A 26,491-nucleotide genomic window follows, 5' to 3' on the forward strand; every position below is an offset into this window, starting at 1 on the left:
CATGAATTTCGAGATCCCCAATTTCCTCCCCGCCGTGCCCGAGATGTTCGTGCTCGGGATGGCGTGCCTGATCCTGGTGATCGACGCGTTCCTGCCGGATTCGCGGCGTGATGTCACCTACGGCCTGGTGCAGGCGACCCTGGTCGCGGCGGCGGGTCTGACACTGTGGATGATGGGGCCGGAGACGGTCCTGACCTTCTCGGATACCTTCGTGAAGGACCCGATGGCCGACATCCTGAAGGTGGCGGTGTACGTGACCAGCTTCCTGGTCTTCCTGTATGCCCGTCCGTACCTGATGGAGCGCGGTATCCACAAGGGCGAGTTCTACGTGCTGGGCCTGTTCGCGGTGCTCGGCATGATGATCATGATCTCGGGGCACAACCTGCTGACCCTGTACCTGGGCCTGGAGTTGCTGTCGCTGTCGTCCTACGCGCTGGTCGCGTTCTGGCGCGACAACTCGCGCGCCACCGAGGCGGCCATGAAGTACTTCGTGCTGGGTGCGCTGGCATCTGGTTTGCTGCTCTACGGCATGTCCATGATCTATGGCATGACCGGTTCGCTGGATATTGCCGTGATCGCCGCCGAATTGGTGGCTGCGGACGAGAGCATGAACGTCCCGCTGGTCTTCGGCCTGGTGTTCCTGGTGGTCGCCATCGCGTTCAAGCTGGGGGCAGTCCCGTTCCACATGTGGGTGCCGGACGTCTACGACGGCGCGCCCACGGCGGTCACGCTGTTCATCGCCACGGCGCCGAAGATTGCGGCTTTCGCCTTCCTGATGCGGCTGCTGGTGGAAGGCATGGGGCCACTGCACGCTGACTGGCAGGGCATGCTGATTATCCTCGCGGTCCTGTCGCTCGCAGTGGGCAACGTGATCGCGATCGCCCAGACCAGCATCAAGCGCATGCTGGCCTATTCGACGATTGCCCATATCGGGTTCCTGTTCATGGGGATCTTGGCGGGCACCGACAGCGGGTACGCCTCGGCCATGTTCTACGTGATCGTCTACGCGATCACGGCCGCCGGTGGTTTCGGGATGATCGTGTTCCTGTCGCGCAAGGGGTACGAAGCGGACCAGATCGATGATTTCAAGGGGCTCGCCAAGCGCAACCCCTGGTTTGCGTTCATCATGCTGCTCCTGTTGTTCTCCATGGCCGGTGTACCGCCGACCGTCGGCTTCTACGCCAAGCTGGCGGTGATCCAGGCCGCCGTGGGCGCGGAACTGGTCTGGCTGGCGATCGTCGCGGTGATCTTCTCGATCATTGGCGCCTTCTACTACCTGCGTGTGGTCAAGATGATGTTCTTCGACGACCCCCAGGAAGGTGCCGAGGAGCCGGTCCAGCCGTCCGGTGCGCTGGCCGCTGCGCTTAGCATTAATGGGCTTGCGGTGCTGCTGTTGGGAATTTTCCCGGGTCTGCTGCTGTCTTTAACCCACTACGCAATTATCGGGTAACTCGTGACACAGTGGATTCCGTTTGATGTTCTAGTCTGGGGGTTTGTGGTGGTGGCGTTTATCAGCGCCAACCTGCCCTGGCTCAGTGATCGTATCGGCCTGATGGTGGTGCCGGAGAGTGGCATCAAGGGGCCGTGGACCCGCATTGGCGAATGGCTGGTGCTGTATATCGTGATCGGCGCCATCGGGAAGGGGCTGGAGTTCCAGGCGACCGGCGGTATCCATCCGCAGGGTTGGGAGTTCTACGTGATCACCCTGTCGCTGTTCGCGATGTTTGCCCTGCCCGGATACATCTGGCGCTACGACCTGCGTCCACACCTGCGGGCTGGCCAGCGCCGGGCACGGTAGTAAATAATCGGCGACAGCCCTTGCGGGGCGGGTCGCCGCTTTGGTATAGTTCTGCGTCTCGGATGCGGGGTGGAGCAGTCTGGCAGCTCGTCGGGCTCATAACCCGAAGGTCGCAGGTTCAAATCCTGCCCCCGCTACCAATTGTCAGAGAGGCCCCGTACGGGGCCTTTTTGTTAAGGGTCTTCGCCCGGTGTGGTGAATCGCCCTTGGGCCGCGCTCCCGCGCGCCTCGCAGCACCCAAGGTGTTGCTGTCATCTGGAGAGGTGTACGAGGGGCGTTCGGCGCCCTTTTTTTGTTTCCGGGTCCCGCCAAAGGGACGGAGTCGATCGAGACGCCCTTGTCGCAGAAGGCTGAACAACTGAAAACACTGCTGACCCCGGTTGTCGAGGGGGAAGGCATGCAGCTGTGGGGGCTGGAGTATCACTCCGGTTCCACGCCGCCTGTCGTGCGGATCTATATCGATGGCGAGAATGGCGTCACGGTGGACGATTGCGCGCGCGTCAGCGATCAGGCCGGTGCGGTCATCGAGGTCGAGGAGGCTCTGAAGGGGAACTACACCCTGGAGGTGTCCAGCCCCGGTATCGAACGCCCTCTGTTTACCCCCGAGCAGTTCCGGACCTACATCGGTCATCCGGTGAAGGTGCGTCTGGCATGGCCGGAGCATGACCGCCGCAATTTCCGTGGCGTACTGCTGTCGGTGGAAGATCCGATGATCGAGGTGGAAGTGGACGGCATGGCCTACGAGCTGCCGCTGGCCGCGATCCACAACGCGCGTGTCCTTGAGCAGCTATAAAAAATAGCTGTAGTCCAGGGCGCTGCTACGCTTTTTGTTGAATCGGCAGGCAACTGCCGAGTGCGGAGAGGCAAGACATGAACAAGGAGATCCTGCTGGTCGCTGATGCCGTGGCGAACGAGAAGGGAGTGGAGAAGGACATCATCTTCGAAGCCCTGGAATCGGCCCTGGCGATGGCGACCCGCAAGTACCACGGCGGCAAGATGGACGTGCGCGTGAGCATCGACCGCGAGGAGGGTGATTACGAGGCCTTCCGGCGCTGGACCGTGGTGGACGACGAGGACCCCGAGTTCGAATCCCCGGAATACCAGACGCTGCTGTCCTATGCCCAGCAGAAGAATCCGGATGCCCAGGTCGGCGACGTGATCGAGGAGCCGGTCGAGGCCGTGGACTTCGGTCGCATTGCGGCCCAGGCCGCGAAGCAGGTCATCGTGCAGAAAGTACGCGAAGCCGAGCGAGCCAAGGTCGTCGCGGAGTACCAGGATCGCGTTGGCACGCTGGTCATGGGGATCGTCAAGCGTACGGATCGCAATGGCACCTATGTGGACCTCGGGAGCAACGCCGAGGCCCTGATCCCGCGCGAACACATGATCCCGCGCGAGACCGTGCGTACCAATGACCGGCTGCGCGGCTATCTCAAGGAGATCCGCCCCGAGGCCCGTGGCCCGCAGTTGATCCTCAGCCGCACCGCGCCGGAGTTCCTGATGGAGCTGTTCAAGCTCGAGGTGCCCGAGGTCGGCCAGAACATTATCGACATCATGGGCGCGGCCCGTGACCCGGGTATGCGTGCCAAGATTGCGGTGCGCTCCAACGACCCGCGTCTGGATCCGGTCGGCGCCTGCGTCGGCATGCGCGGCTCGCGTGTGCAGTCGGTGTCCAACGAGCTGGCCGGCGAGCGCATCGACATCATTGTCTGGGACGAGAATCCGGCTCAGTTCGTGATCAATGCGATGTCGCCGGCGGAGGTCCTGTCGATCGTGGTCGACGAGGACAAGCAGTCGATGGATATCGCGGTCGAGGAAGACAAGCTGTCGCTGGCCATCGGCCGTGGCGGCCAGAACATCCGCCTGGCCTCCCAGCTGACCGGCTGGGAACTGAACGTGATGACCGAGGAACAGGCGGCCGAAAAGAGCGACGCCGAGGCCCAGCAGTTGGTCGCGTTCTTCATGGAGGCCCTGGATGTCGACGAGGAAGTTGCCAGCATCCTGGTTCAGGAAGGCTTTACGACCCTGGACGAAGTGGCCTATGTGGAAGAGGCAGAACTGCTGGCGATCGAGGAGTTCGACGAGGCCATGGTCGAGGAGCTGCGCAATCGTGCGAGCGACGCGCTCCTGACCAAGGCCATCGCGGCCGAGGGTGGCGATGGCTATCAGCCCGCGGAGGATCTCCTCGGCATGGAAGGCATGAGCCCGGCGCTGGCGAACAAGCTGGCGTCACATGGCGTGTGCACCATGGAGGACCTGGCGGAGCAGGCATCCGACGACGTGGTCGAGATGACCGGCCTGGATACGGAAGAGGCGTCGGCGCTGATTATGACGGCGCGCGCCCCGTGGTTCGAAACCGGGGAGTAAGCCCCGGTCGCTCGTCTCGCGGACGCGTATCACAGGCTGTCGGTTGGCCTGAAAAGAATCTGGAATGGAGGTAGGCGCCATGGCGCAAATGACAGTGCAGCAATTCGCGGAATCGGTGGGAACACCGGTTGACCGCCTCATGGTTCAGCTCAAGGAGGCGGGCGTCGAGGTCGATGGTCCGGAAGCGGCGATCACCGATGCCGAAAAGCGCAAGCTGCTCGATCACCTCCGTCAGGCGCATGGCGAGGGCGACGCAGGGCGCGTGACCCTGAAGCGCCGGACCCAGGCGCAGACCCTCAAGGTCAGCTCCGGCCAGGGGCGCTCCAAGACGGTTAACGTCGAGGTGCGCAAGAAGCGGACCCTGAAGCCCAAGCCCGCCGAGGCACAGCCCGAGGCCCCGGTGGAAGAGCCGCCGGTAGCCGAGGAGCAACAGGCCCCGGCGCCCGAGGCCCCGGAAGAAATCCGTGCCGCCGGCCCGGCGGAAGAAGCGGCCCCCGAGGCCCCGGTCGAGGACGAGACCTCGGTCGCCGAAGAGGTGCCGGTCGAGGAGCCCAAGGCCGAAGAGCCGGTCGTCGAGACCCCGGCCGAGCCGGAACCCGAGCTGGCCGAAGAGGCCCCAGTCGAGGAGCCCGCTGCCGAACCGGAGCCCGTGCCCGAGAAGCCGAAACGTCCGCTTAGCCGTACCGAGCAGCTGGCGCTGCAGGTGGAGGCCGAGCGCGAAGCCCAGCGCAAGGCGTCCGACGCGCGCAAGCAGGAAGCCGTTGAACGCGAAGAACGCCAGAAGCGTCGGGCGAAAGAGCTCGAGGCCCAGGAGGCCAAGCGCGAGAAGGAAGAACAGACACGGTTGGAGCGCGAAGCCGCAGCCCGGCAGGCCGCTCCGGCGGCTGCTGCCCCGGCAGCCGATGCCAAGGCCGGCAAGGGCGCCCGCAAGGGTGGTCGCAAAGACGAGCGCAAGGAACTGCATGTCGCCGGGGACCGCCGCGGTCGCCGCAAGAAGGGCGAGAGCCGCAAGGCCCAGTCCGCAGCGGCTCAGGCCGTGACCAGCAAGCACGGCTTTGCCAAGCCGACCGCGCCGGTGGTGCGGGATGTCGAGGTGCCGGAAACCATTACCGTGGCCGACTTGGCCCAGGCGATGGCGATCAAGGCGCCGCAGCTGATCAAGGCCCTGATGGGCATGGGCGTGATGGCGACCATCAATCAGTCGATTGATCAGGACACCGCGATGCTGGTGGTCGAGGAGATGGGGCATAACCCGATCGCCGCGAAGGAAACCTCGGTCGAGGACGAGATCGATACCGGTCTCGAGCAGAATGCCGAGGCCCGTCCGCGGCCGCCGGTGGTGACCGTGATGGGTCACGTCGACCACGGGAAGACCTCGCTGCTGGACTATATCCGCAAGGAGAAGGTCGCCTCTGGCGAGGCAGGCGGGATTACCCAGCACATCGGCGCCTACCACGTGAAGAACAACCACGATGGCGTGACCTTCCTGGATACCCCGGGGCATGCCGCGTTTACCGCAATGCGTGCCCGCGGCGCCCAATCCACCGACATTGTGATCCTGGTGGTTGCGGCGGATGACGGCGTGATGCCGCAGACCATCGAGGCGATCCAGCATGCGAAGGCTGCGGGCGTGCCGATGGTCGTGGCGGTCAACAAGGTCGACAAGCCCGAGGCCGAACCGGATCGGGTCATGAACGAACTGGCCCAGCACGAGGTCATCCCCGAGTCCTGGGGCGGCGATACCCAGTTCATTCAGGTCTCCGCCCATACCGGCCAGGGGATCGACGATCTGCTGGAGTCCCTGGGGCTGCAGGCCGAGGTGATGGAGCTGAAGGCCCCGGACGAGGGTCCGGCGCGTGGTGTGGTCATCGAATCGCGCCTGGAGAAAGGCCGCGGTCCGGTGGCGACCATTCTGGTCCAGTCCGGCAAGCTCAAGCACGGCGACATCGTGCTCTCGGGCAAGGAATACGGCCGCGTGCGGGCGATGTTCGACGACACTGGTGTGGCCGTGAAGGAAGTCGGCCCGTCGATGCCGGTCGAGGTCCTGGGCCTGTCCGGGGTGCCGGACGCTGGCGACGAGGTGTTGGTGGTGGCCGATGACAAGACGGCCCGCGAGGTCGCAGAACATCGCGACACCAAGCAGCGCGAGCGCAAGCTGGCCGCGCAACAGGCGTCGAAGCTGGAGAACATCTTCAACCAGATGCAGGACGGCCAGATCGCGACCGTGAACATCCTGATCAAGGCGGATGTGCAGGGCTCGGCCGAGGCCCTGCGCGAGTCGCTGATCAAGCTGTCCACCGACGAGGTCCGCGTGAAGGTGGTCTCCGCCGGGGTGGGCGGGATCTCCGAGTCCGACATGAACCTGGCGATGGCCTCCGAGGCGATCGTGATCGCGTTCAACGTGCGTGCCGATGCGGGCGCGAAGCGCCTCGCGGCGGAGAACGAGATCGACGTGCGCTACTACTCGGTGATCTACGAGGCGATCGACGACGTGAAGCAGGCGCTGTCCGGTCTGCTGTCGGCCGAGATCCGCGAAGAGATCGTCGGCCTGGCGCAGGTGCGCGACGTGTTCAAGGCCTCGGGCTTTGGTCAGGTGGCCGGCTGTCTGGTGATGGAGGGCGCGGTCAAGCGGGGCAACCCGATCCGCGTGCTGCGCGACAACGTCGTAATCTACGAGGGCGAGCTGGAGAGCCTGCGTCGCTTCAAGGACGATGTGAACGAGGTCAAGGCCGGTACCGAATGTGGTATCGCGGTGAAGAACTACAACGACGTGAAGGCGGGTGACCAGATCGAGGTCTTCCAGCGCGTCGAGGTGGCCCGGACGCTCTGATGCCCGGTAACCGCGACTTCCATCGTTCCGACCGTGTCGGGGAGCAGATCCAGCGCGAGCTGGCCGAGCTCATCCGCATGGAGGTCAAGGACCCGCGGGTCGGCATGATCACGCTGGCCGGGGTCGAGGTGTCGCGCGATCTGGCGTATGCCCGAGTGTATTTCACCCAGCTCGGCGGGGCCGAGAAGGGTCAGGAGGCGCAGAAGGGCTTGAACAGCGCCGCCGGTTTTCTGCGTCGGGCCCTGGGGCAGCGCATGCGTCTGCGCTCGGTGCCGCAACTGCGCTTCATCTATGACGATACGCCGGAGCGCGGTGCGCACCTGTCGTCACTGATCAACCAGGCGCTGGCCGAGGATCGGGCGCATCATGCGGACGATCCCGAGGCCCCGGATGGGGACGGCGCGGCAGATGACGGTGGCTCCGACGAGCGACGCGATCCGGACGAGGGACCGGAACGCGGGGCCTGAGCCCGGGCGTTTTCGGCCGGGCGTTTCATCCATGGCGAGCAAGCGGCGCGAGGTCGACGGCATCCTGTTGCTGGACAAGCCGCGGGGGCGCAGCTCCAACCAGGCGCTGGGCCGGGTCAAGTATCTGTTGCAGGCGAAGAAGGCCGGTCATACCGGGGCACTGGACCCGCGGGCGACGGGCCTTTTGCCGTTGTGCTTCGGGCAGGCCACCAAGGTCTCTGGCTGGCTGCTGGATGCGGACAAGCGCTATGTCGCCGAGGCGCGCCTGGGGGTTGAGACGGACAGCGCGGACCTCGATGGCGCAGTGATCCGCGAGGCGGCGGTGCCGCCCATCGAGCCGGCCACCCTGCGCGAGCTGGAGCGGCGGTTCAGTGGCGACCAGGCGCAAGTCCCGCCAATGGTCTCGGCCCTAAAGCATCAGGGCAAGCGCCTGTATGAGCTCGCGCGTCAGGGTGTGGAGGTGGATCGCCCCCCGCGTCCGGTGCAGATACATTCCCTGGAGATCGAGCAGATCGCGGCGGACGGCCTGCGTTTGACGGTGCATTGCTCCAAGGGGACCTATATCCGTTCGCTGGTTGCCGACATCGGGCATGCGCTCGGTTGTGGAGCGGCGGTGGATACGTTGCACCGGGTCGGGCACGGCCACTTCGACGCCGCCGCGATGGTCTCGCTGGATGCCATTGAGGCGGCCTTCGAGGCGGGCGGGGTCGCCGCCATCGAGGCCTTGCTGCAACCGGCGGAGGCGGCGCTGGCGCACTGGCCGTCGGTCACGCTCGACGCCGCCGCCAGCGCCGCCATGCGCCATGGCAACCCGGCCGCGCCGACCGCCGTGGTCGGGCAGGCCCCAGGGGCGGCGGATGCGCCGTACGAAGGGGATACTGGCTGGCCCCTGGTGCGGATTTTTGATGATGGTGGCCGCTTCCTGGCGGTCGGTGTTCGCGACCCCGACGGGCAGATCCGGGCGCGCCGTTTGTTCGTGCCGGCGGCGCACGCGCCGGCCTGAGCGTGCCCGGTCTCTTTCTGTTCACGTCGTCGTGCGTCGTGCTACCATTGCCCGCCTATCGCCAGCGCCACTGGTCGGTTAACGGTTTAGAAATTTTTCAGGAGTCAGGTTTTCATGTCGCTCACCACCGAAGAAAAATCGGCCATCGTCGAGAAGCACAAGCGCGATCCCAACGACACCGGTTCGCCGGAAGTCCAGGTCGCGCTGCTGACGGCCCGCATCCAGCATCTGATGGGGCACTTCGACAAGCACAAGCAGGATCATCACTCGCGCCGCGGCCTGTTGAAGATGGTCAGCACGCGCCGCAAGTTGCTGACCTATCTCAAGCGTCATGACCAGGAGCGCTATCAGGCCCTGGTTCAGGAGCTTGGGCTGCGCCGCTAAGGCCGGCATGACGGGCCCGCGCCATTGGTGCGGGCCCGTTCGCTTTCGGGCCGGCACCAATGGGTCGCGAGAGCGAGAATTCAGGCATCAAAGTCGCAAGAACACGGGAAACGGGAAATAACGTGGCATACAAGAAGTCATTCCAGTACGGAAACCATACGGTCACCTTCGAAACCGGTGACATCGCTCGTCAGGCCAGTGGCGCCGTCATCGTCAATATGGCCGAGACCGTGGTGCTGGTCACCGTGGTGGCTCGCAAGGAAGCCGACCCGGGCCGAGACTTCTTCCCCCTGACCGTGAACTACCAGGAGCGCACCTACGCGGCCGGCAAGATCCCGGGTGGATTCTTCAAGCGCGAGGGGCGCCCGAGCGAGAAGGAAACCCTGACTTGCCGCCTGATCGACCGACCGATCCGTCCGCTGTTCCCGGAAGGCTTCAAGAACGAGACCCAGGTGGTCGCGACGGTTATGTCGATCAACCCCGAGGTGGATCCCGATATCCCCGCGATGCTCGGGACCTCGGCCGCGCTGGCGCTCTCCGGCGTGCCCTTTGCCGGGCCGATTGGCGCCGCGCGAGTCGGTTACCGCGCCGGTGAATATCTTCTGAACCCGACCTACAGCGCCCTGGCGGATTCCGACCTTGATCTTGTCGTGGCGGGTACCGAGAACGCCGTGCTGATGGTCGAATCCGAGGCCAACCAGCTCTCCGAAGAGGTGATGCTGGGTGCGGTGATGTACGGCCACGAGCAGATGCAGGCCGCGATCCAGGCGATCAAGGAACTGGCGGCCGAGGCCGGCAAGCCCGCGTGGGAGTGGCAGCCGGCAGCGTCGCTCGAATCGCTCGAGGAGCAGATCCAGGGGGTGGTCGGCGAGGAACTGGTGGAGGCGTACCAGATCGCCGAGAAGCAGGCGCGCACGCAGCGCATTGGCGAACTGCGCGGCAAGGCCGTGGAGGCCCTGGTCAGTGAAGACGAGTCCGGGCCCAGCCTGGATGACGTGAAGACGGCCTTCCACGACCTGGAGTACCGCCTGGTCCGTGATCGTATCCTCGACGGCAACCCGCGCATCGATGGCCGCGACACCAAGACGGTGCGCCCGATCCACGTGGATACGGGCGTGCTGCCGCGCGCGCACGGCTCCGCCGTGTTTACCCGGGGCGAGACGCAGGCAATGGTGGTGGCCACCCTCGGCACCGATCGCGATGCCCAGATCATCGACGCCCTGGAAGGCGAGCGCCGCGACCGTTTCATGCTGCACTACAACTTTCCGCCTTACTGCACCGGCGAAACCGGCTTTGTCGGGACACCCAAGCGCCGCGAGATCGGGCACGGGCGCCTCGCCAAGCGTGGCGTGCAGGCGGTGATGCCGAACGAGGCGGACTTCCCCTATGTGCTTCGCGTGGTCTCCGAGATCACCGAATCCAACGGGTCCAGCTCCATGGCCTCTGTCTGCGGTACCTCGCTGGCGCTGATGGATGCCGGCGTGCCGCTGAAGGCCCCGGTTGCAGGTATTGCGATGGGCCTGATCAAGGAAGGCGATCGCTTCGCCGTGCTCTCCGACATCCTCGGCGACGAGGACCATCTGGGGGACATGGACTTCAAGGTGGCCGGCACCAACGACGGCGTGACCGCGTTGCAGATGGACATCAAGATCGACGGGATCACCCGCGAGATCATGGAGCGGGCGCTGGCCCAGGCCCGTGAGGGCCGCATGCATATCCTCGGATGCATGAACGAAGTACTGCCGCATCATCGTGACGAGATGTCCTCGCACGCGCCGCGCTTCATCACCATGAAGATCAACCCGGACAAGATCCGCGACGTGATCGGCAAGGGCGGGGCGACCATTCGCGCACTGACCGAAGAGACCGGCGCGACCATCGACATCCAGGACGACGGCACGGTGAAGGTCGCCTCCACCGATCAGGCGGCGGGCCTCGAGGCCAAGCGCCGTATCGAAGAGCTGACCGCGGATATCGAGGTGGGGCGCCAGTACACCGGGAAGGTGGCGAAGATCATGGACTTCGGGGCGTTCGTCTCGATCCTGCCGGGCCGTGACGGTCTGGTCCACATCTCGCAGATCTCCGATGAACGTGTCGAGAGCGTCGGCGATTTCCTCGCGGAAGGGGATTCGGTGACGGTGCGGGTCCTGGAAGTGGACAAGCAGGGCCGCATCCGTCTGAGCATGAAGGCGGTCGAACCCGAGTCCTGATCGGACTCGCTTCGATCACGGGCGCTGCTTTTCCCGGCGTCCGGCCATTCAGATTCGGGACGCGTGGGCATGGACCTCGTCAGTATTCGCAAAAGTTACCGGCGCTACGCTCGCCACTACGACGCCACCTTCGGTCGAGTGTTCGCGACCGGGCGCGCCAGCGCGCGGGAGACCCTGGCGCCGGTCTCGGGCAAGCGCATCCTGGAGGTCGGGGTCGGCACCGGGATCTCGCTGCCGGATTACCCGGATGACTGCGAGGTGGTGGGGATCGATGTATCCCGCGAGATGCTGGAGGTTGCGCGTGGGCGCCTGAACGGTGGTCTGCCGGCAGTATCTGGCCTGTGCGAGATGGATGCCGAAAAGCTCGGCTTCGCCGATAATAGCTTTGACGCGGTGGTCGCGATGTATGTGGCAACCGTGGTGCCCAACCCCGATGCCCTGTTCGCCGAGATGTGGCGAGTCTGCCGCCCCGGGGGGCGCTTGCTGGTGGTCAACCACTTTGCCTCGCAGCAATGGTTGTTGCGCGGCGTCGAGCGCTGCCTGCGGCCGCTGTCGAAGGCCGTTGGGTTCCGGCCGGACATGGAATACGAGGACTTCGTGCGCGTGACCGGGCAGGAGCCCTGCATGGTCGCCCCGGCGAGCCTGTTCGGCTACTGGAAACAGGTCGAATTCCGCAAGCCTGTCTGAACGTTCGTCCTCGCATGGCGCCGCCACGAGCCCCGTGATGGCGAGGAGCGCAGCGACGAAGGAAGCAACCTCCGTCCGCACCCCCCTGCGTTTTGTTCGGTTCGGTTGCCTGGCCGCCCAGGAAGGCCGCCATGTCGCTACATTCCTTGCGATGGCAGGGCTTGTGACAAGGCCATGGTTGGTCAGCGGCGGGTGAACAACGGCAGCTCGTGGCGCCGCGCATTGGCGGCGAGAAACTGCCCGCGGCCATCCCGCTCGGCATCCAGCCCGGCCTGTTCCGTTGAAGGTTCCCCCAGGATTGTTGCCAGGAAGACCTCCAGTTCCCGCCCGTCCACCCGCAACCTGCCGAAGGGCGTGCCGTCGGCGGCCGCATACCAGAACAACCGTGGCTGCCAGTTGCATCCCTGGATCTTTGGGTGGCGGTAGAGTTCGATCAGGCGCTGTTCGAGTGCGTCGGACATGGGAACCTCGGTCGGGGCGGGCCGGACGAAACGCTGTGGGCAGAAACGTCGACTGTCGCCAAAAGGCGTTACTGTAGAACAACACCATCCCCGCGTCAGAGGACCCGACGAATGGCCATCGACTGGAAGCAATACGATTCCGCCCCGTTTTACGACGAACTGATCGAGAAACCTGGCCAGCCACGCCCTCCGGCTCGGGCACTCGCGGAATACCTGGCCTCGCTGGACGCGGGCGAGATCCACAGCCGCAAGCAGGCCGCGGACAGCGCGATTCTCGAGATGGGTATCAGCTTCACGGTCTACACTGAAGGCGAGAACATCGACCGTGCCTGGCCGTTCGACATCATCCCGCGGGTCATTGCGCGCAAGGAATGGGATCAGGTCACGGCCGGCCTGGAGCAGCGCCTGAATGCCCTGAATCTGTTCATTGACGATATCTACAACGAGCAGCGGATCTTCCAGGACAAGGTGATTCCGCGCTACGTGCTGAACCAGTCAAAGAACTTCCGCGAACAGTGTGTTGGCATCAAGCCGCCGCAGGGCGTCTGGGCACACATCTGCGGCTCGGACCTGGTGCGCGACGGCTCGGGGCAGTTCTACGTGCTGGAGGACAACCTCCGCGTGCCCTCCGGCGTGTCGTACATGCTGGAGAATCGGCAAGTCACCAAGCGGGTGTTCCCGGAGCTGTTCGAGAGTTCCAGCATCCTGCCGGTGGATGAATATCCCACCCAGCTGTTCGACATGCTCGCCTCGATCTCGCCGCGTCCGCAGGACTACCCGGAGATCGCGGTGCTGACGCCGGGGATCTACAACTCGGCCTACTTCGAACACTCCTTCCTCGCCCAGCGCATGGGCGCGGAGCTGGTGGAGGGCGCGGATCTGGTGGTCGGCGACGACGACTGCGTCTACATGCGCACCATCGATGGTCTGGAGCGCGTCGACGTCATCTACCGGCGCATCGACGACGAGTTCCTGGATCCGGAGGTCTTCAATCCGGATTCGATGCTGGGCGTGCCCGGGCTGATGCGCGCCTGGCGCCAGGGCAACGTGGGGCTCGCCAACGCGCCGGGCGCGGGCGTGGCCGACGACAAGGTGATGTATGCCTTTGTGCCGGACATTATCCGCTATTACCTGGATCAGGAACCGATCATCCCCAATGTGCCGACCTATCTCTGCGTCAACGAGAAGGATCGTGCCTACGTGCTGGATCACCTTGACGAGCTGGTGGTGAAGCCGGCCAACGAGTCTGGTGGCTACGGCATGCTGGTCGGCCCGCACGCAACCAAGAAGCAACGGGCCGAGTTCGCGCAGCTGATCAAGAAAGACCCGCGCAATTACATCGCCCAGCCGACGCTGGACCTTTCGGTGGCCCCGACGCTGTGCGGTGACGAGATCGAACCGCGGCACCTGGATCTGCGCCCGTTCGTCCTGCAGGGGGTGCGCACCGACGTGACCGCCGGCGGGCTGACCCGCGTGGCGATGCGCAAGGGCTCGCTGGTGGTGAACTCCTCGCAGGGCGGGGGCAGCAAGGACACCTGGATCGTGGACGAGGAGAACTAAGATGCTCTCGAGAGTCGCAGAACGCGTGTACTGGATGGCGCGCTATGTGGAGCGTGCCGAGAACACGGCGCGCATGGTCATGGCCTTCAATCTGCTGGCGCTGGACATGCCGAAATCGGTGCAGCTGTCCTGGAAGGGGCTGGTGGACGTCACCGGTAACGAGGCCCTGTTCGACAACCACTACCAGCGCGAAGATGAACGTAACTGCGTGAAGTTCCTCTTGGCCGATGCCGACAACCCCAGCTCCATCCTCAACTCCCTGCGCGCCGCGCGCGAGAACGTTCGCACCACGCGCGATCTGGTGCCCTCCGAGGCCTGGGAGGTGATGAACGAACTCTATCTGTTCGCGCGCGACCATATCGACCAGGGTATCGGCAAGCGCGGGCGTTTCGAATTCCTCTCGGACGTCATCCAGCGCTGCCAGACCCTGACCGGGCTGCTGGCCGGAACCATGAGCCACGATGCCGCCTACGACTTTATCCGCCTGGGACGCAACCTGGAGCGGGCCGACATGGGGACGCGGCAGATCGACGTTGGCGCACTGCGTCACCTGAAGAAGGATGGCGAGGATCCGGGGCCCTACGAGGGACTGCTGTGGACCAGCATCCTGCGTTCGGAGAGCGGCTTCCAGATGTATCGTCAGCATGTGAAGCGGCGTATCAACGGCGTGGATGTGGTTCGCTACCTGTTGCAGGACACCGCCTTCCCGCGGTCGGTTACCCACGCCCTGACCCAGGTACAGGACGCGCTGGAAAAACTGCCGAACAACGAACTGCCCCTGCGCCTGGTGATCCAGGGGCGCCGTCACGCGGCCGATGCGCACGTGGACGAATTGATCAAGGAAGAGGCCCTGCACGCCTTCATCGACGTGCTGCAGCGGGATATCGGAGATATTCACGGCGCGAACGCCGAGACCTGGTTCCTGGCCTCGCCGGCGCAGGTGCAGACTCAGGCGGCGTAGCGTCGCCGCGCTGCCGTGTTCAGCGCCGCGGCTTTTTCGTCTTGGTCGAGGAAGACCCCGCCGTCTTGCCGGAGCCGCGGCTGACGCGCGTCCCGCGCAGCTTGCGTTCGTGGGCGGATTCCCAGTCGAAGCGCGGCAGGTCGGTGAAGGCCTTCTTGATGTTCATGTCCCAGGCCTGGGTGAGCGACCGCAGGTAGTCGTCGTCCGTCTCCAGGCACAGGTAATGGTCGAAGGTCAGGGTGCCGCGCTCATAGACCATCACCTCGATCGGTGGCCCCACGGTCAGGTTCGAACGGATCGTCGAGTCGATGGAGACCAGGGCACAGCGCGCGGCATCGCCCAGCGGGGTGGTCGGGTCGATGATGCGGTCCAGAATCGGCTTGCCGTATTTGCTCTCGCCGATCTGCAAGAAGCGTGTCTGCTGCGAGGTGGTGATGTAGTTGCCCTGCGGGTAAACCATGAAGATCGCCGGCGCGTCCTGGCCGATCTGGCCGCCGATGATCAGCGTGGCCTCGGCCTTGATGCCGGAGCGGGACAGTGCCTCGGAGTGCTTTTCCGCCTCTTCGCGGTTGAGCCGGCCCAGATAGTCGGCTGCATCCGACATGCGCTCCACGGTGGCCAGGCTCTCGTCGGCACCTTCTTCCATGTCCCGTTTGAGCTGCTGTACCACGGATTGCGTAGTGGCGAGGTTGCCGGCAGCGAGGACCACAAAGACCCGCTGACCCTCGATCTCGAAGGTGTGCATCTTGCTGTAGGTGCTGACCTGGTCGACGCCCGCATTGGTGCGGGAGTCGGAGGCGAAGACGAGACCGTCGTCCAGATCGATGGCGACACAATAGGTCATGGGGACGCGGGTTTCCGGGCAAGGGGGTGACGGCATACTAGGGCTGGGGTCGGGGGGCGTCAACGCGCCGGGCGGATGGTTGCGCCCAGAATATGCATCGAACCGATGCCCTTGGATGACGGTCTCTTGCTTCGTTGAACCCCGTTCTCACTGGAGGTCCCGATGCTTCGGCGCTGGTTCTTGTTCTTGATCATCCTTGGATTCTCCCCCGTAATCGCGAGCGCCGGCACACTGGCCCCGGATGCGCTGATCGAGCGCATGCAGGCGGGTGGGCTGGTGATCTACTGGCGGCATGCGGCCACCGACCGCAGCCAGCGGGACACCGACCTGTCCGACATGAGCCGTTGCGAGGGGCAGCGCAATCTCGACGACCGCGGGTACGAGCAGGCACGTCAGGTGGGCGAGGGCTTCGAACGCCACGCGATCCCGGTCGAGCGCATCCTGAGCTCGCCCTTCTGCCGCAATGTCGACAGTGCCCGGATTGCCTTCGGCGAGGACTCCTGGGAGGTCCGTGACGACCTGTTCAATGTGCCGCCAGTGCGTGACCGTCAACGCCAGCAGGAGCTGGTGGATGCATTGCGGCGCTATCTGGTGACGGCGCCGGGGGATGCCGGGAAGAACGTGGTGATCGTGGGCCACAACATCAATCTTCAGCAGGCCGCCCGGGTTCGCATCGACGAGGGTGAAATCGCCGTGTTCGAGCCCGGCAGCGACTCGCCCCGGGTACTCGGGGTGCTGACGCCCGACGACTTCGACTGAGCCCCGGGAGACTGGGAGGCGCGGGCCCGGTGGGTGTCGGGTACCGCGGCCGCAGAGCGTCCGCACACAAGGGAAACACCGAATCCATCACTCGCGAGGAGGACGGCATGCGAAATGGGATACTGAGCGCAATCCTGGCCCTGTTGCTGGTGGCGTTCGCTACCGCAAATGCGGGGACGCTGGCACCGGATGCGCTGATCGAGCGTATGCAGGCGGGTGGGCTGGTGGTGTACTGGCGGCATGCGGCGACCGATCGTTCGCATGACGACTACGACCTGTCCGACATGGACGATTGCGAAGGACAGCGCAATCTGAGTACGCGCGGGCGCGAGCAGGCGCGCCAGGTGGGCAAGGGCTTCGATCATTACGCGATCCCGGTGGAGCAGGTATTGACCAGCGAGTTCTGCCGTAACTGGGAGACCGCGCACTATGCCTTCGGTGACTACGAGATTCGGACCGAGCTCTACAATCTGCCGATTATCCAGGACGATGAGCGCCGCGAGGACCTGATCGAAGGCCTTCGGGGGCATCTGAATACTCCGCCCAGGGATCCGAAGCAAAACATCGTCGTTGTGGGCCACGATCTCAACCTGCGCCACGCCGCGGATGTGGAAATCGAGGAGGCGGAAATGGCGGTGTTCGAGCCACACGCCGACGGCCCGCGCCTGCTGGGCACGCTGAAGCCGGACGATCTCGGCAAGCGATGAGGGGCGTTGGAGCCGACCGGTCGCCCCTGGCCCCGCTATGCGGGGCCAGGGCTGGAATGGTGCCTAGTAGAGGAAGTCGGGCAGGTGCTTGCGCAGGGTGGTGGCGTCGGTCGACTTGGTGATGTTCTTGGCGACCTCGGCGGTGACGCTATGGGCGACGGTCGGGTCCAGCATTTCGCGCAGGGCGCCCAGGAACGAGGGTGCGGCGACGATCACCAGTTTTTTGAAGGTGCCGTCGTTATGGGCGGACTTGAGGCGTTCGGCCACCTGACGGGCAAAGCGGTTGCGCTCGTTGGCGGCCGGGTCGGTGCTGTCCTGCATGGCGTGGCGGGCGTCCCCGCTGGCGCTGCTCCAGCTGCGCCCGGGACGATCCGAGACGAGATCCTGATTGTGGGCGCGGGATTCGCTGTGCGAGAGCGTCTCGCTCTCGTGCATCCCCTGGCAGGCACGGCCCTCGCAGGTGAAGATGCGGGCTCGTGCGGCGTCGGCGACAACGATCCAGACAGTATCCATGCAGATCCTCCTGTAGCGTATTCGGTGGCCCGACCGGCCGTTTCCTGACGTACCGGGCCGCTGTGGTGCCGGCCCGACAGGCATCGGCCCCATCTCCAAGTGTAGATGTTTTGCCGGTTTGCGGGTGCGGCTTGGCACGACGAAACGAACGTTCCGTGCGGGCGCGCACGGCTTGCCACGCGGTACCCTGAAGCCTCTCCCGTTCGTGCGCCGTGTTGCCCAAGGAAAAGACCCCATGAGCGTCCTCACCTGGCTGGGTATCCTCGTCTGCCTGTCCCAATCGGCGATTCTGTCCGGACTCAATCTCGGACTGTTCTCGCGCAGCAAGCTGGAGCTGGAGGTCGAGGCGCAGAAGGGTGACCGGCGCGCGGAGCGCCTGCTGGCCCTGCGCGCCGATGCCAACTTTGCCCTGGTGACCATTCTCTGGGGAAACGTCTCCGTCAACGTGCTGCTGGCGTTGTTGTCGGGTTCGGTGATGGGCGGCGTGGCGGCATTCCTGTTCTCTACCGTGGTGATCACGATCTTTGCCGAGATTCTGCCGCAGTCCTACTTTTCGCGGCATGCCCTGCGGGTCGCCGGGGCGCTGTATCCACTGCTGCGCTTCTACCAGATCCTGATGTACCCGGTGGCACGGCCCACTGCCTGGGTGCTGGACCGCTGGCTGGGGGGCGAGGAGATTCGCTTCTTCCCCGAGCGGGACCTGCATCACCTGATCGACCTGCACATGCAGGCCCACGGCAGCGAGATTACCCGGGTCGAGGGGCGGGGCGCGCGGAATTTCCTCGAGCTGGACGACATCCTGGTGCAACACGAGGGCCAGGCGCTGGCCCCGGACAGCGTGATCACGCTGGGCTTCGAGGCCGGGCGTCCGGTGTTCCCGGCGATCGAGTCCCGTACCGATGATGCGTTCCTGCGTCGACTCAATGGACCGGGTCGCAGCTGGATGGTGGTCATCGATCCCGAGGGCGAGCCGCGCACGGTGATCCGGGTCGCGGATTTTACCCGCGAGGCGCTGTTTGCGCCGGAGCGGTTCGATCCCCACCATCACTGCCATCACCCGCTGGTCGTGCGTGATGGCAGCCACCGGCTGGGCAGCCTGGTACCCCATTTCCGGGTGCGCCCGGCCAGCAGCGGTGACACGGTGGTTGGGGACGACGTGATCCTGCTGTGGACCGATAGTCAGCGCCGGATATTGAGTGGGTCGGATATCCTTGGGCGCCTCTTGCGCGGTGTCGGCCGGGAGGCCCCTGCGGACACGCCGGCGCCGGTTTGATTGTGATACCGGGGGGGGCGAATGGAGTTCAGGATCGTGGGAGGGGCGGGGATTGCCCCCTATCTGGAGGATGTTGCACGCCTGCGCATCGCAGTCTTCCGCGAGTGGCCATATCTCTACGACGGGAGCGCGGAGTACGAAGAGCGGTATCTGCAGGACTACGTCGGCTGCCCGGACAGTACGCTGGTACTCGCGCTGGAAGGTGATCGCGTCGTGGGGGCCTCCACTGCGCTGCCGCTGGCTGCGGCCGAGGCGGAATTCCAGGCCCCGTTCCTTGAGCAAGGACTGGACCCGGCGGCGTATTACTACCTGGCGGAATCGGTACTGGAGCCGGACTTCCGCGGCCAGGGAGACGCTGATTGAATCGCGCGCTCGCGCTCGAGTCGCTTTTGCGTGCGAACAAGGCGCGGCGACTGCCGTGCAGTCATTCTGCACAAGGGAGCCGCAACGCTGTTCGCGCGCCCGTTCTCGTCAACAACGGGCGGCCGAGCCCCTGCATTCAATCGCTTGTGGGGTTGGTGCCCCCTGTTCCCCGATCCTGCGTTGCGCCGCTTGCGGGTAGAACCACTACCCGCTGCACGACGCGCCTTGTCTCGGAAAACAGGGGGCACCAACGCGAGAGCGCGATTCAATCAGCGTCTCCCTCGGGGGCGGGGCATCGGTTCTTCGACGAGCGCGAGGCGGCAGCGCGGCGCCTGGGCTTTGCCCATGCCACCTTCTGCGCGGTGGTGCGCCCGGAGGATCACCCGCGACGCCCGGCCGGTTACCGGTCCCTGGACGGGTTCTGGAAAAAGCGCGGCTACCGGCGCGCCGAGGGGCGGGTTGGCCACTTCCCGTGGCCGGATATCGGCGAGAGGCAGGAGAGCCTCAAGCCATTGCAGTTCTGGTGGCGCCGGCTCTGACCCGATGCCGACATCCAGCCCGCAGTCGTTTTACGTTTTCGGGTCGTCGCCGCCCCGGTTGTTGTCGTCAAGCAACCCGGCCAGTCCGGCAAAGGGGTTGTGGGTAGCCGAGGAGGTGCTCGCCGTATTCCCGCTGCCCGGAGTGGCGTCGGTGTAGCGCTGGTGTTCATTGTCGTGGCAGTACAGGCACAGCAGCTCCCAGTTGCTGCCGTCGGATGGATTGTTGTCGTGGTTGTGGTCGCGGTGGTGCACGGTTAGCTCGCGCAGATTGACGCGGGTGAATTCGCGCCCGCAGCGGCCGCATACCCACGGATACATCTTCAACGCTTGCTCGCGGTAGCCCTGTTCCCGTTCCGCCTGGTCGCGGCGGCTGCGGGCAACCAGGTCGTCGAGGCGGTTGGGGGTCGAGTGGCTCATAGGGCGTTCTCCGAAGGTTGGCTGGGTCCACCGTAGCGCCAGCGCGCGGTGGTGGCCAGAGAAACCCGAGTCAGTGCTTTTCGCGCAGGTACTGCGCCAGGGCGTCGGGCGAGCGTTCGTGGCCCGAGGGGAGGCTTCCCTCGGGGTCCCGCAGCCAGGCGGCGATGTCGTCGAACGTGGTCTCGGCCCCGGTATACCGGGTCAGCATGTGATAGCCCTCGGGGTAGAGCGCGGCCCGATGGTCATCGGATCCCTGGGCGGTCAGGGCCTCCAGCAGGCGCGCCAGGGGCAAGGATGGCACCAGATCGTCGCGCGCTCCGTACAGCGTCAGGCTCGGTGGGGGCAGAGCCGGGCCCGCCTCCAGCGCGTGGGTCATCAGGGTGGTCAGGCCGTCCAGGGCATCGATGCGGGCATCACGCAACACCAGCGGGTCGTCACGCATCTGTTGTAGCACCGCGGGATCATCGGTGGGATGGATGTCGAGGTCAGCGGCCATCTCGCCGTCCAGGCGCCAGCCGGGCGCCAGGCGCGCCCCGAGCCACAGGCCGAAGCGCTGATACCAGGGCATGTCGCCACGGCTCCAGACCGCCGGGGCGATCAGGACCGTGCCGGCGACCCGGGGCGATGCAGTGGCGGAATCGGTCGTTTCCTCCATGGCCAGAAGCGCGACAGCGCCGCCCATGCTCTTGCCGATGAGGTAGGGCGTCTGGTCGGGGTAGCGCTCTTGCAGCAGCCGGAGTGCGGTGCGGGCGTCCTCGGCCAGCAGTCGGTGACCGGACCAGTAGCCGGCGTTGCGCGTGGCTCCGAAGCCGCGCTGGTCATAGGCATACACCGCATTGGCGTGCCCGGCCAGCGCCTCGCCCAGCGCCTGCATGCTGCCACCGTGGTCGTTGAAGCCGTGCAGGGCCAGCACAACCCGCTCGGGGGTGTCCGGCCCCCAGCGGTGCAGCGGCAGCCGGTCGCCATCCGCCGTGTGGATCACCTCGGAGGCGATCAGCGGGGTGCGGGTCTCGTCACCGGACGGGCTGGGTACCGTCCCGGCACAGCCGGCGAGCGATAGCGCGAGTGTCGGCGCCAGCAGACGCAAGGCCCTGCTAACGAGCATCGGACTCGTCGTCGCCTCCGTTGGTCGTGGTCTGCGCGCCGGGCGGGAACAGGAATTCGCCCGGACGTTCGCGCAGGTGGCGACCATAGGCGCGAACGACGCGGCCAAAGGTCCCGATGCGCACGCCACGGGCGCGCAGCGCAACGTACAGCGCGAGCCCGAAGCTGACCCACAGGTTGACTGCCCCGATCAGCAGCACGAACACCAGAAACAGGACGAACATGCCCAGCCCGGGCGCTTCGCTGGCGGTGACATAGCCGAGGTTGGCCGAGGCAAAGGCGACGTGCTGGATGTCCAGTGGCAGGTTCAGCAGGTAGCCGACATATCCGGTCACTCCCAAAAGCACGCCGAACAGGAAGTTGCCGATCAGTGCACCGTAGTTGTGGCCGATCCAGTCGGCCAGGCGGTGGCGCGCCCCGGTCGGCAGCAACCGGCGCAGCAGCGGATGCTCGCGCAGGCGGCCGGGCAGGTCGAGGTAGGCGCAGCGGTTGTCGAAGAAGCCCGCAATCAGGCCGGAGACGAACAGCCAGACCCCGGCGATCGCGGCAAAGAATAGCGCCAGGCCCATGATCGGGTGCAGCCCGTCCACCAGGTAGTCGACCTCGCGACCGGACAGGACCGGAGCGTTGAACAGACCCGCCGCAAACAGACCGATCAGGATGGCGGTCGGCAGCGCGATGCCCACGTTGCCGAGTACGGCGGCGAACTGCGAACGGCCCACCCGCATCAGGAGATCTGCCATGGTTCGTGGATCGGCTGTGCCGCGTTCGCTTTCTTCGATGGCGGCGGCCAGACGCGCGGCGGTCATTGCCGGCTGCTTGGTGGCCACGGTGAAATGCAGGATGTGGATCAGCACAAAGCCGAGGCCGTAGTTCAGGCTCACCCACAGGGTGTTGACCGCGTGGGACAGTCCCAGGGATTCGATCTGGATTTTGATCAGGGCCATGACCGCGATGATCAGCCCGGCGCCGGCTCCGGAGCGCAGCATCTGGAAGTATTCGCCGCGCGACTGCGTGATGTAGTGCTCGCCGGTGTCGCTGACTTGCTGGGTGATGCTGCGCGAGACCAGCTTGATGTTGTCCTGCCACAGCGCGCGTACGCCGTGCTGGCGGGCGCTGATGGTGATGAGTTCGCGGAACACCCCGACCGAGGCCGCGCGCGTGTCGCGGTCCGCGTCCGGCTCCAGCAGGTCCAGTAGCTTGTGAATGCGGCCGAGGGTCTGGTCCAGACGTTCCAGAAGGTGGGTGAGCGACAGGCTGTTGCCATGGGTGATGGCCAGCTGGCGCAGGCGCGCGATCTGCTCGCTGCACTGCTCCAGAAGCACCCGCGCGTGGCGGTCGTCCATGCGTTCGCGGTTGGGGTCCTCCAGGGTGGCGCGGTAGTCACGCACGTAGGCGGAGATCTCGCGCTCCTGGGCGACAAAGGCCGAGTTGTGCTCGGCGATCGATGGGTCCAGGCGCAGCAGTTCCGGCTCCAGCTCCTCCGCGGCCACCCAGATCGACAGCATCTCCAGGGCGTAGAGGATTTCTTCGCGTGCCCGTTGCAGGACCCCGGGGTGTTCCCCGGTCAGGCAGCCCAGGGCCTCCAGCAGGCGCCACCAGGCATCGTCCGGCAGGGCCGCAACCCAGGCGGCGTCATCGGTCTGGTGAAACACGTGATAAAGCACGTCTTTCAGGTCGCGCCGGTCCATCGGGCGCGGATTGATCCGCTCGTAGATCAGCTCCGCGGCCTCGCGGAAGAAACCCTTGCGCGAGAACAGCCCGATCCCGGTGTACAGCGTCAGGTGCCGGGCGTCCTCCAGCCCGTCCTCCAGGCGCTCACGCAGCCGGTCCTGCAGGCGCGGGTTCTCGCCCAGGGCGAGGGTTAACTGCTCAATACGGGAGATCACCGGCGCGACATTGCGCGGGTCCTCCGGGCGCAGCCAGTCCACGAGCTGGCGCAGGGTCTCGGCCAGATCGAGATCGGCGTCTTCCACGCTGGCGAGGAGGTGTTCCGCATCCTTCTTCGGCATGACAATCCCTGTGGCTGCGGGGTTGGCGTTGCATTATACGAGCGTCTTCCCGGGACGTGTGGCCGCCCGAAGGCCGGCCCGTGAAGGCACTCAACGTTGAGCTTGGGGCGCGCTGCGTTCACAATACGTCCTCCAATTCTCCCGCGTGTGCACGCGAGCCCGCCCATTTCGGGGCGGCTTGCATGAGGCGTGCGCGGATTCCCGCGCGGGTTCGGGCCGCGACGTGCGGGAACCATGGGCCGCAGGCCCTGGCCCAGAGCGAATCGATGATCCAGCTGCGCACCTACGTCTACATGGATTCCCTCCAGCCGCAGCTGGCGGAATACATGGCTACGGTCTCCCAGGGCTTCCTGCCCGTTCCGGGAGACTCCTGCCTGTGGGTGGAAGTGTCCCCGGGGATGGCGGTGCACCGCCTGACCGACGTCGCACTCAAGGCGACCAACGTGCACCTCGCGCAGCAGGTGGTGGAGCGCGAATTCGGCTCCATGGTGATCCACCACCGCGACCAGAGCGATGTGCAGGAGGCCGGCCGCGTGCTGCTGGCACGCCTGGGCGCCAGCCAGGACGATCGCCAGCCCTGCCGCATCCCGTGGCAGGAGACCATCCGCGGGATGACCCCGGATCACACCGTGCTGATCAACCGCCAGAACCGTCGCGGCAACATGATCCTGCCGGAACAGAGCATGTTCATCCTCGAGGCGGAGCCGGCGGGGTACATCATCTATGCCGCGAACCAGGCCCTGAAGGCCGCCAACGTCTCGCTGATCGACGTGCGTGCGGTGGGGGCCTTTGGCCGACTGACCCTGGCCGGCAGAGAGGGCGATGTGGACGAGGCCGCGCGCGCGGCGATCCACGCGCTGCACAACCCCGCCGGGACCTGAGATGCATCGCGCCCAGCTGCTGGACCTGCTCGCCCGACACCAGACGACCTTCATCGAGGAGGCCGGCTACGTCCGCCGCGCCCTGGAGTTCGTCAGCGAGCACCCGGACTGCTTCCACTGCGATCTCCTGCCCGCGCATGTAACCGGTTCCGCCTGGGTGGTCAGCCCCGATCGTGAGCAGGCCCTGTTGCTGCTGCACGGCAAGCACCACCGCTGGTTCCAGCCCGGCGGGCATGCCGACGGCCAGGCCGACATCCTGCAGGTGGCGCTGCGCGAGACCCACGAAGAGACTGGCCTCGCCCCCGAGCAGATCCGCCTGGTGGAAGAGGATGTCTTCGATCTCGACATCCACACCATCCCGGCCAGCCCGCATTTCCCGATGCACGAGCACATCGACGTGCGCTTCCTGCTGGAGATCGACGACCGCCTGCCGGTGCCCGGCAGCGACGAGTCGAACGACATCCTCTGGGTGCCGCTGCAGCACGTCTCGCGCTACAACAACTGCCGTTCCCTCTGGCGCATGGTGGAGAAGACCCGACGCCTGCGTACCTACCAGCACACCCACCTGCGCTGATCCTGCCCCGGCTTCGGCGCCTCCGTGCGCCGTTCCCGCGAACGCGAGTGGGCGCTATAGTCGCGGTCGGTTCCCTTGATGGATGCCCGCGTGTCGATACGATCCCTGCCGCGTTTGGCCTTGCTGCTGTCTCTGCTTCTGCTGCTTCCGCCAGCGGGTGCCGGCGAGGTGGAATCGCACACCGTCACGGTGACCGATCCCGCTGGCGTGGACCTGGAGGTCACCGTGTACCCGGCCGCCGGCGATCGAGTCTACCTCTGGCTGCTGCCACAGGCGGGCGAACACGCCAACCATGCGCGCCTCGGCCGCGAGCTTGCTGCGATGGGTGTCGAGGTCTGGCAGGTCGATCTGCTGGATGCCCATTTCCTCCCGCGCACCAACGAGAGCATGCGCAGCCTGGATGGCGTCAGCGTAGCGGCGCTACTGCGCGCGGCGCACGAGCAGACCGGCAAGCAGGTGATGCTGGTGGCCTCGGGCCGCCCGGCGATCACCGCCCTGCGCGGCATGCGTCAGTGGCAGGAGGACGGCCCCGAAGAGGCTTACGTACTCGGTGCGGCGCTAGCCTTCCCCAACCTGATGGTCGACACGCCGGTGGCGGGTGCCCCCGCCGAGTTCGTCGATGTGGTGCGCGCCACCAGTCTGCCGGTCTTCCTGCTGCAGCCCACCCAGGGCGTCTATCGCTGGCACCTGGACGACATCCTGGCCGACCTGCGCCGTGGTGGTAGTGCCGTGTTCGTGCAGACGGTCCCGCATGTGCGCGACTTTTATTACCTGCGCCGTTCCGATCCCGAGCCGGAGGAACAGGCCGCGGCCGAGCGCCTGCCTGCGCAACTGCTGCAGGCAGGCCGGCTACTGGCCAGCGTCCCGCGCCCGCTGGCGGCCGCGCCGCTGCCGGAGGCCATCCGTGCGATCGAAGTCGGCCGCGGGCTGGTGGAGCGTGATCGTCCACGGCCGGTCGCGGACTTCACGCTGACCGATCACCTGGGTGACGAGCAGTCGCTGTCCGATTACGACGGCCAGGTGGTGCTGCTGAATTTCTGGGCCAGCTGGTGTCCGCCCTGCGTGCACGAGATCCCGTCGATGAACCGCATGGCCGAGACCCTGGGCGAGGGCTTCGCCATCGTATCGGTCAATTATCAGGAAAGCGCCGAGCACATCACGGCCTTCATGCAAGAGGTGCAGGTGGATTTCCCGGTCCTGATGGACTTCGACGGACGAGTAGCTGCCGACTGGCGCGTTTTTGCCTTCCCCAGTTCGTTCATTCTCGACCGTGACGGCCGCGTCCGCTATTCGGTCAACAGCGCCATCGAATGGGACGACCCCGACGTCATTGCCACCGTCGAGGCCCTGATGGCGGAGCCGAAGTAGCTGATTCGCTGCCTGGCGGAGTCACCGCCGATTCGCCACCCATTCCGTCCTTGCGAGCACCGCGAAGTAATCGGGTGGGGCTGTGCCCTGGTCTGGCCGAGGGCTTCGCTGCGCTTGCAACGACGAGGCAGGCGTCCTCTCGGGTTAGCCGTCGGTCTCGCCCTCGACCGTGGTCAGGCCGAAGGCGTGCCACATCTGCATGCCGCCGCGGTACCACTTGAGGCGCTCGGCCGGGTAGCCGAGGAGGCCCCCGAATCGGCTTCCGGAAGGATTGTTAATATCCGGTCTCCTGCATGTTGTATGTGATAGCCTTCACAAAAATGAAAGGTCGCGGGTTAGGGGGCTGATGGACAGGGGAGTGGAGTATGACCGGGCGCGCATGCCCAGGGTCTTTGTCGGGAAGTGGGCACGG

The 26,491-nt window shown here is 65.6% G+C and carries 25 protein-coding genes, 1 tRNA gene and 2 pseudogenes; 21 read left to right on the top strand and 7 right to left on the bottom strand.

Annotated elements, in window-relative coordinates; genetic code table 11:
* Position 1: 1 nt before the first annotated feature.
* The 11 genes from nuoN (at position 2) to B0684_RS11105 (ending at position 11,743) form a co-directional block, all read left to right on the top strand.
* Positions 2-1,450 carry an NADH-quinone oxidoreductase subunit NuoN gene (gene nuoN, locus B0684_RS11055; protein WP_018167896.1) on the top strand — a complete coding sequence of 483 codons (1,449 nt, stop codon included), beginning with the start codon at positions 2-4 and terminating at the stop codon, positions 1,448-1,450.
* A 3-nt stretch (positions 1,451-1,453) separates the two neighbouring features.
* The gene (locus tag B0684_RS11060) at positions 1,454-1,798 is read left to right on the top strand and encodes a DUF2818 family protein (RefSeq protein ID WP_026287928.1); all 345 of its coding nucleotides are present in this window, start codon (positions 1,454-1,456) and stop codon (positions 1,796-1,798) included.
* A gap of 63 nt (positions 1,799-1,861) precedes the next feature.
* Positions 1,862-1,938 (top strand) — tRNA-Met (locus tag B0684_RS11065).
* Between the two features lie 197 nt (positions 1,939-2,135).
* Positions 2,136-2,591, top strand: coding sequence for a ribosome maturation factor RimP (rimP, locus tag B0684_RS11070; RefSeq protein WP_018167894.1), 456 nt, complete (start codon positions 2,136-2,138; stop codon positions 2,589-2,591).
* Positions 2,592-2,668: 77 nt separating this feature from the next.
* Positions 2,669-4,162 (top strand): transcription termination factor NusA, encoded by a 1,494-nt coding sequence (gene nusA, locus B0684_RS11075; RefSeq protein ID WP_018146222.1) that lies wholly within the window; start codon positions 2,669-2,671, stop codon positions 4,160-4,162.
* Positions 4,163-4,226: 64 nt separating this feature from the next.
* Positions 4,227-6,992 (top strand): translation initiation factor IF-2, encoded by a 2,766-nt coding sequence (gene infB, locus B0684_RS11080; protein ID WP_018650398.1) that lies wholly within the window; start codon positions 4,227-4,229, stop codon positions 6,990-6,992.
* A complete protein-coding gene (gene rbfA / locus B0684_RS11085) occupies positions 6,992-7,459 on the top strand; it encodes a 30S ribosome-binding factor RbfA (protein WP_018167892.1) in 468 nt (155 codons plus the stop codon). Before infB ends, rbfA begins: the two co-directional genes overlap by 1 nt.
* A 31-nt stretch (positions 7,460-7,490) precedes the next feature.
* Positions 7,491-8,462 (top strand): tRNA pseudouridine(55) synthase TruB, encoded by a 972-nt coding sequence (gene truB, locus B0684_RS11090; protein ID WP_018167891.1) that lies wholly within the window; start codon positions 7,491-7,493, stop codon positions 8,460-8,462.
* A gap of 114 nt (positions 8,463-8,576) precedes the next feature.
* Positions 8,577-8,846: a 30S ribosomal protein S15 gene (rpsO, locus tag B0684_RS11095; protein WP_018146218.1), complete on the top strand. Its 270-nt coding sequence runs from the start codon at positions 8,577-8,579 to the stop codon at positions 8,844-8,846.
* A gap of 122 nt (positions 8,847-8,968) precedes the next feature.
* Entirely contained in the window at positions 8,969-11,056 is a 2,088-nt protein-coding gene (gene pnp, locus B0684_RS11100) for a polyribonucleotide nucleotidyltransferase (RefSeq protein ID WP_018167890.1), read from the top strand.
* Positions 11,057-11,125: 69 nt separating this feature from the next.
* Positions 11,126-11,743 carry a class I SAM-dependent methyltransferase gene (locus B0684_RS11105; protein WP_018167889.1) on the top strand — a complete coding sequence of 206 codons (618 nt, stop codon included), beginning with the start codon at positions 11,126-11,128 and terminating at the stop codon, positions 11,741-11,743.
* Between the two features lie 182 nt (positions 11,744-11,925).
* Here the strand turns inward: B0684_RS11105 and B0684_RS11110 are convergent, their stop codons facing one another.
* On the bottom strand, positions 11,926-12,204 hold the full coding sequence (locus B0684_RS11110) for a hypothetical protein (RefSeq protein ID WP_018146215.1): 279 nt from the start codon (positions 12,202-12,204) through the stop codon (positions 11,926-11,928).
* Between the two features lie 111 nt (positions 12,205-12,315).
* On the opposite strand from B0684_RS11110, the gene B0684_RS11115 reads away from it, so the two are divergent.
* A complete protein-coding gene (locus tag B0684_RS11115; RefSeq protein ID WP_018146214.1) occupies positions 12,316-13,764 on the top strand; it encodes a circularly permuted type 2 ATP-grasp protein in 1,449 nt (482 codons plus the stop codon).
* A gap of 1 nt (position 13,765) precedes the next feature.
* A complete protein-coding gene (locus tag B0684_RS11120) occupies positions 13,766-14,725 on the top strand; it encodes an alpha-E domain-containing protein (RefSeq protein ID WP_026313083.1) in 960 nt (319 codons plus the stop codon).
* 19 nt (positions 14,726-14,744) lie between these two features.
* On the opposite strand, the gene B0684_RS11125 is transcribed toward B0684_RS11120, so the two are convergent.
* Entirely contained in the window at positions 14,745-15,569 is an 825-nt protein-coding gene (locus tag B0684_RS11125) for a proteasome-type protease (RefSeq protein WP_018167887.1), read from the bottom strand.
* A 162-nt stretch (positions 15,570-15,731) separates the two neighbouring features.
* Here B0684_RS11125 and B0684_RS11130 point away from each other — a divergent pair, with 162 nt between their 5' ends.
* Together B0684_RS11130 and B0684_RS11135 are read left to right on the top strand one after the other, a co-directional pair.
* On the top strand, positions 15,732-16,328 hold the full coding sequence (locus B0684_RS11130) for a histidine phosphatase family protein (RefSeq protein ID WP_018650397.1): 597 nt from the start codon (positions 15,732-15,734) through the stop codon (positions 16,326-16,328).
* A 107-nt stretch (positions 16,329-16,435) separates the two neighbouring features.
* On the top strand, positions 16,436-17,035 hold the full coding sequence (locus B0684_RS11135; RefSeq protein ID WP_018176454.1) for a histidine phosphatase family protein: 600 nt from the start codon (positions 16,436-16,438) through the stop codon (positions 17,033-17,035).
* A 63-nt stretch (positions 17,036-17,098) separates the two neighbouring features.
* Here B0684_RS11135 and B0684_RS11140 read toward each other — a convergent pair whose 3' ends face one another.
* Positions 17,099-17,548 (bottom strand): host attachment protein, encoded by a 450-nt coding sequence (locus B0684_RS11140; RefSeq protein WP_018146209.1) that lies wholly within the window; start codon positions 17,546-17,548, stop codon positions 17,099-17,101.
* Positions 17,549-17,783: 235 nt separating this feature from the next.
* On the opposite strand from B0684_RS11140, the gene B0684_RS11145 reads away from it, so the two are divergent.
* The 3 genes and pseudogenes from B0684_RS11145 (at position 17,784) to B0684_RS11160 (ending at position 19,723) form a co-directional block, all read left to right on the top strand.
* On the top strand, positions 17,784-18,821 hold the full coding sequence (locus B0684_RS11145; RefSeq protein ID WP_018167884.1) for a DUF21 domain-containing protein: 1,038 nt from the start codon (positions 17,784-17,786) through the stop codon (positions 18,819-18,821).
* 21 nt (positions 18,822-18,842) lie between these two features.
* Positions 18,843-19,172, top strand: a pseudogene (locus B0684_RS11150) (hypothetical protein); the annotation flags it as partial.
* An 8-nt stretch (positions 19,173-19,180) separates the two neighbouring features.
* Positions 19,181-19,723, top strand: coding sequence for a hypothetical protein (locus B0684_RS11160; protein ID WP_231362617.1), 543 nt, complete (start codon positions 19,181-19,183; stop codon positions 19,721-19,723).
* A gap of 30 nt (positions 19,724-19,753) precedes the next feature.
* Here B0684_RS11160 and B0684_RS11165 read toward each other — a convergent pair whose 3' ends face one another.
* From B0684_RS11165 to B0684_RS11175, 3 genes are all read right to left on the bottom strand, one after another.
* A complete protein-coding gene (locus B0684_RS11165; RefSeq protein WP_018650396.1) occupies positions 19,754-20,140 on the bottom strand; it encodes a YajD family HNH nuclease in 387 nt (128 codons plus the stop codon).
* Between the two features lie 70 nt (positions 20,141-20,210).
* Positions 20,211-21,245 carry an alpha/beta fold hydrolase gene (locus tag B0684_RS11170; protein WP_026313082.1) on the bottom strand — a complete coding sequence of 345 codons (1,035 nt, stop codon included), beginning with the start codon at positions 21,243-21,245 and terminating at the stop codon, positions 20,211-20,213.
* The gene (locus tag B0684_RS11175; RefSeq protein WP_018176448.1) at positions 21,235-23,256 is read right to left on the bottom strand and encodes a site-specific recombinase; all 2,022 of its coding nucleotides are present in this window, start codon (positions 23,254-23,256) and stop codon (positions 21,235-21,237) included. The genes B0684_RS11170 and B0684_RS11175 overlap by 11 nt, the downstream gene beginning before the upstream one ends.
* A 266-nt stretch (positions 23,257-23,522) precedes the next feature.
* On the opposite strand from B0684_RS11175, the gene B0684_RS11180 reads away from it, so the two are divergent.
* The 3 genes from B0684_RS11180 to B0684_RS11190 all read left to right on the top strand — a co-directional run bounded on the left by B0684_RS11180 (position 23,523) and on the right by B0684_RS11190 (position 26,079).
* On the top strand, positions 23,523-24,137 hold the full coding sequence (locus B0684_RS11180; protein WP_018167879.1) for a BMC domain-containing protein: 615 nt from the start codon (positions 23,523-23,525) through the stop codon (positions 24,135-24,137).
* A gap of 1 nt (position 24,138) precedes the next feature.
* Positions 24,139-24,711 carry an NUDIX hydrolase gene (locus B0684_RS11185; protein ID WP_018167878.1) on the top strand — a complete coding sequence of 191 codons (573 nt, stop codon included), beginning with the start codon at positions 24,139-24,141 and terminating at the stop codon, positions 24,709-24,711.
* 78 nt (positions 24,712-24,789) lie between these two features.
* Positions 24,790-26,079, top strand: coding sequence for a TlpA family protein disulfide reductase (locus B0684_RS11190; RefSeq protein WP_018176447.1), 1,290 nt, complete (start codon positions 24,790-24,792; stop codon positions 26,077-26,079).
* 144 nt (positions 26,080-26,223) lie between these two features.
* Here the strand turns inward: B0684_RS11190 and B0684_RS13770 are convergent.
* Positions 26,224-26,328 (bottom strand): annotated as a pseudogene (locus tag B0684_RS13770) (rhodanese-like domain-containing protein); the annotation flags it as partial.
* Positions 26,329-26,491 lie beyond the last annotated feature (163 nt).

Origin of the sequence: Thioalkalivibrio versutus, from assembly GCF_001999325.1 — a bacterium.
GTDB classification, from domain to species: Bacteria; Pseudomonadota; Gammaproteobacteria; order Ectothiorhodospirales; family Ectothiorhodospiraceae; genus Thioalkalivibrio; species Thioalkalivibrio versutus.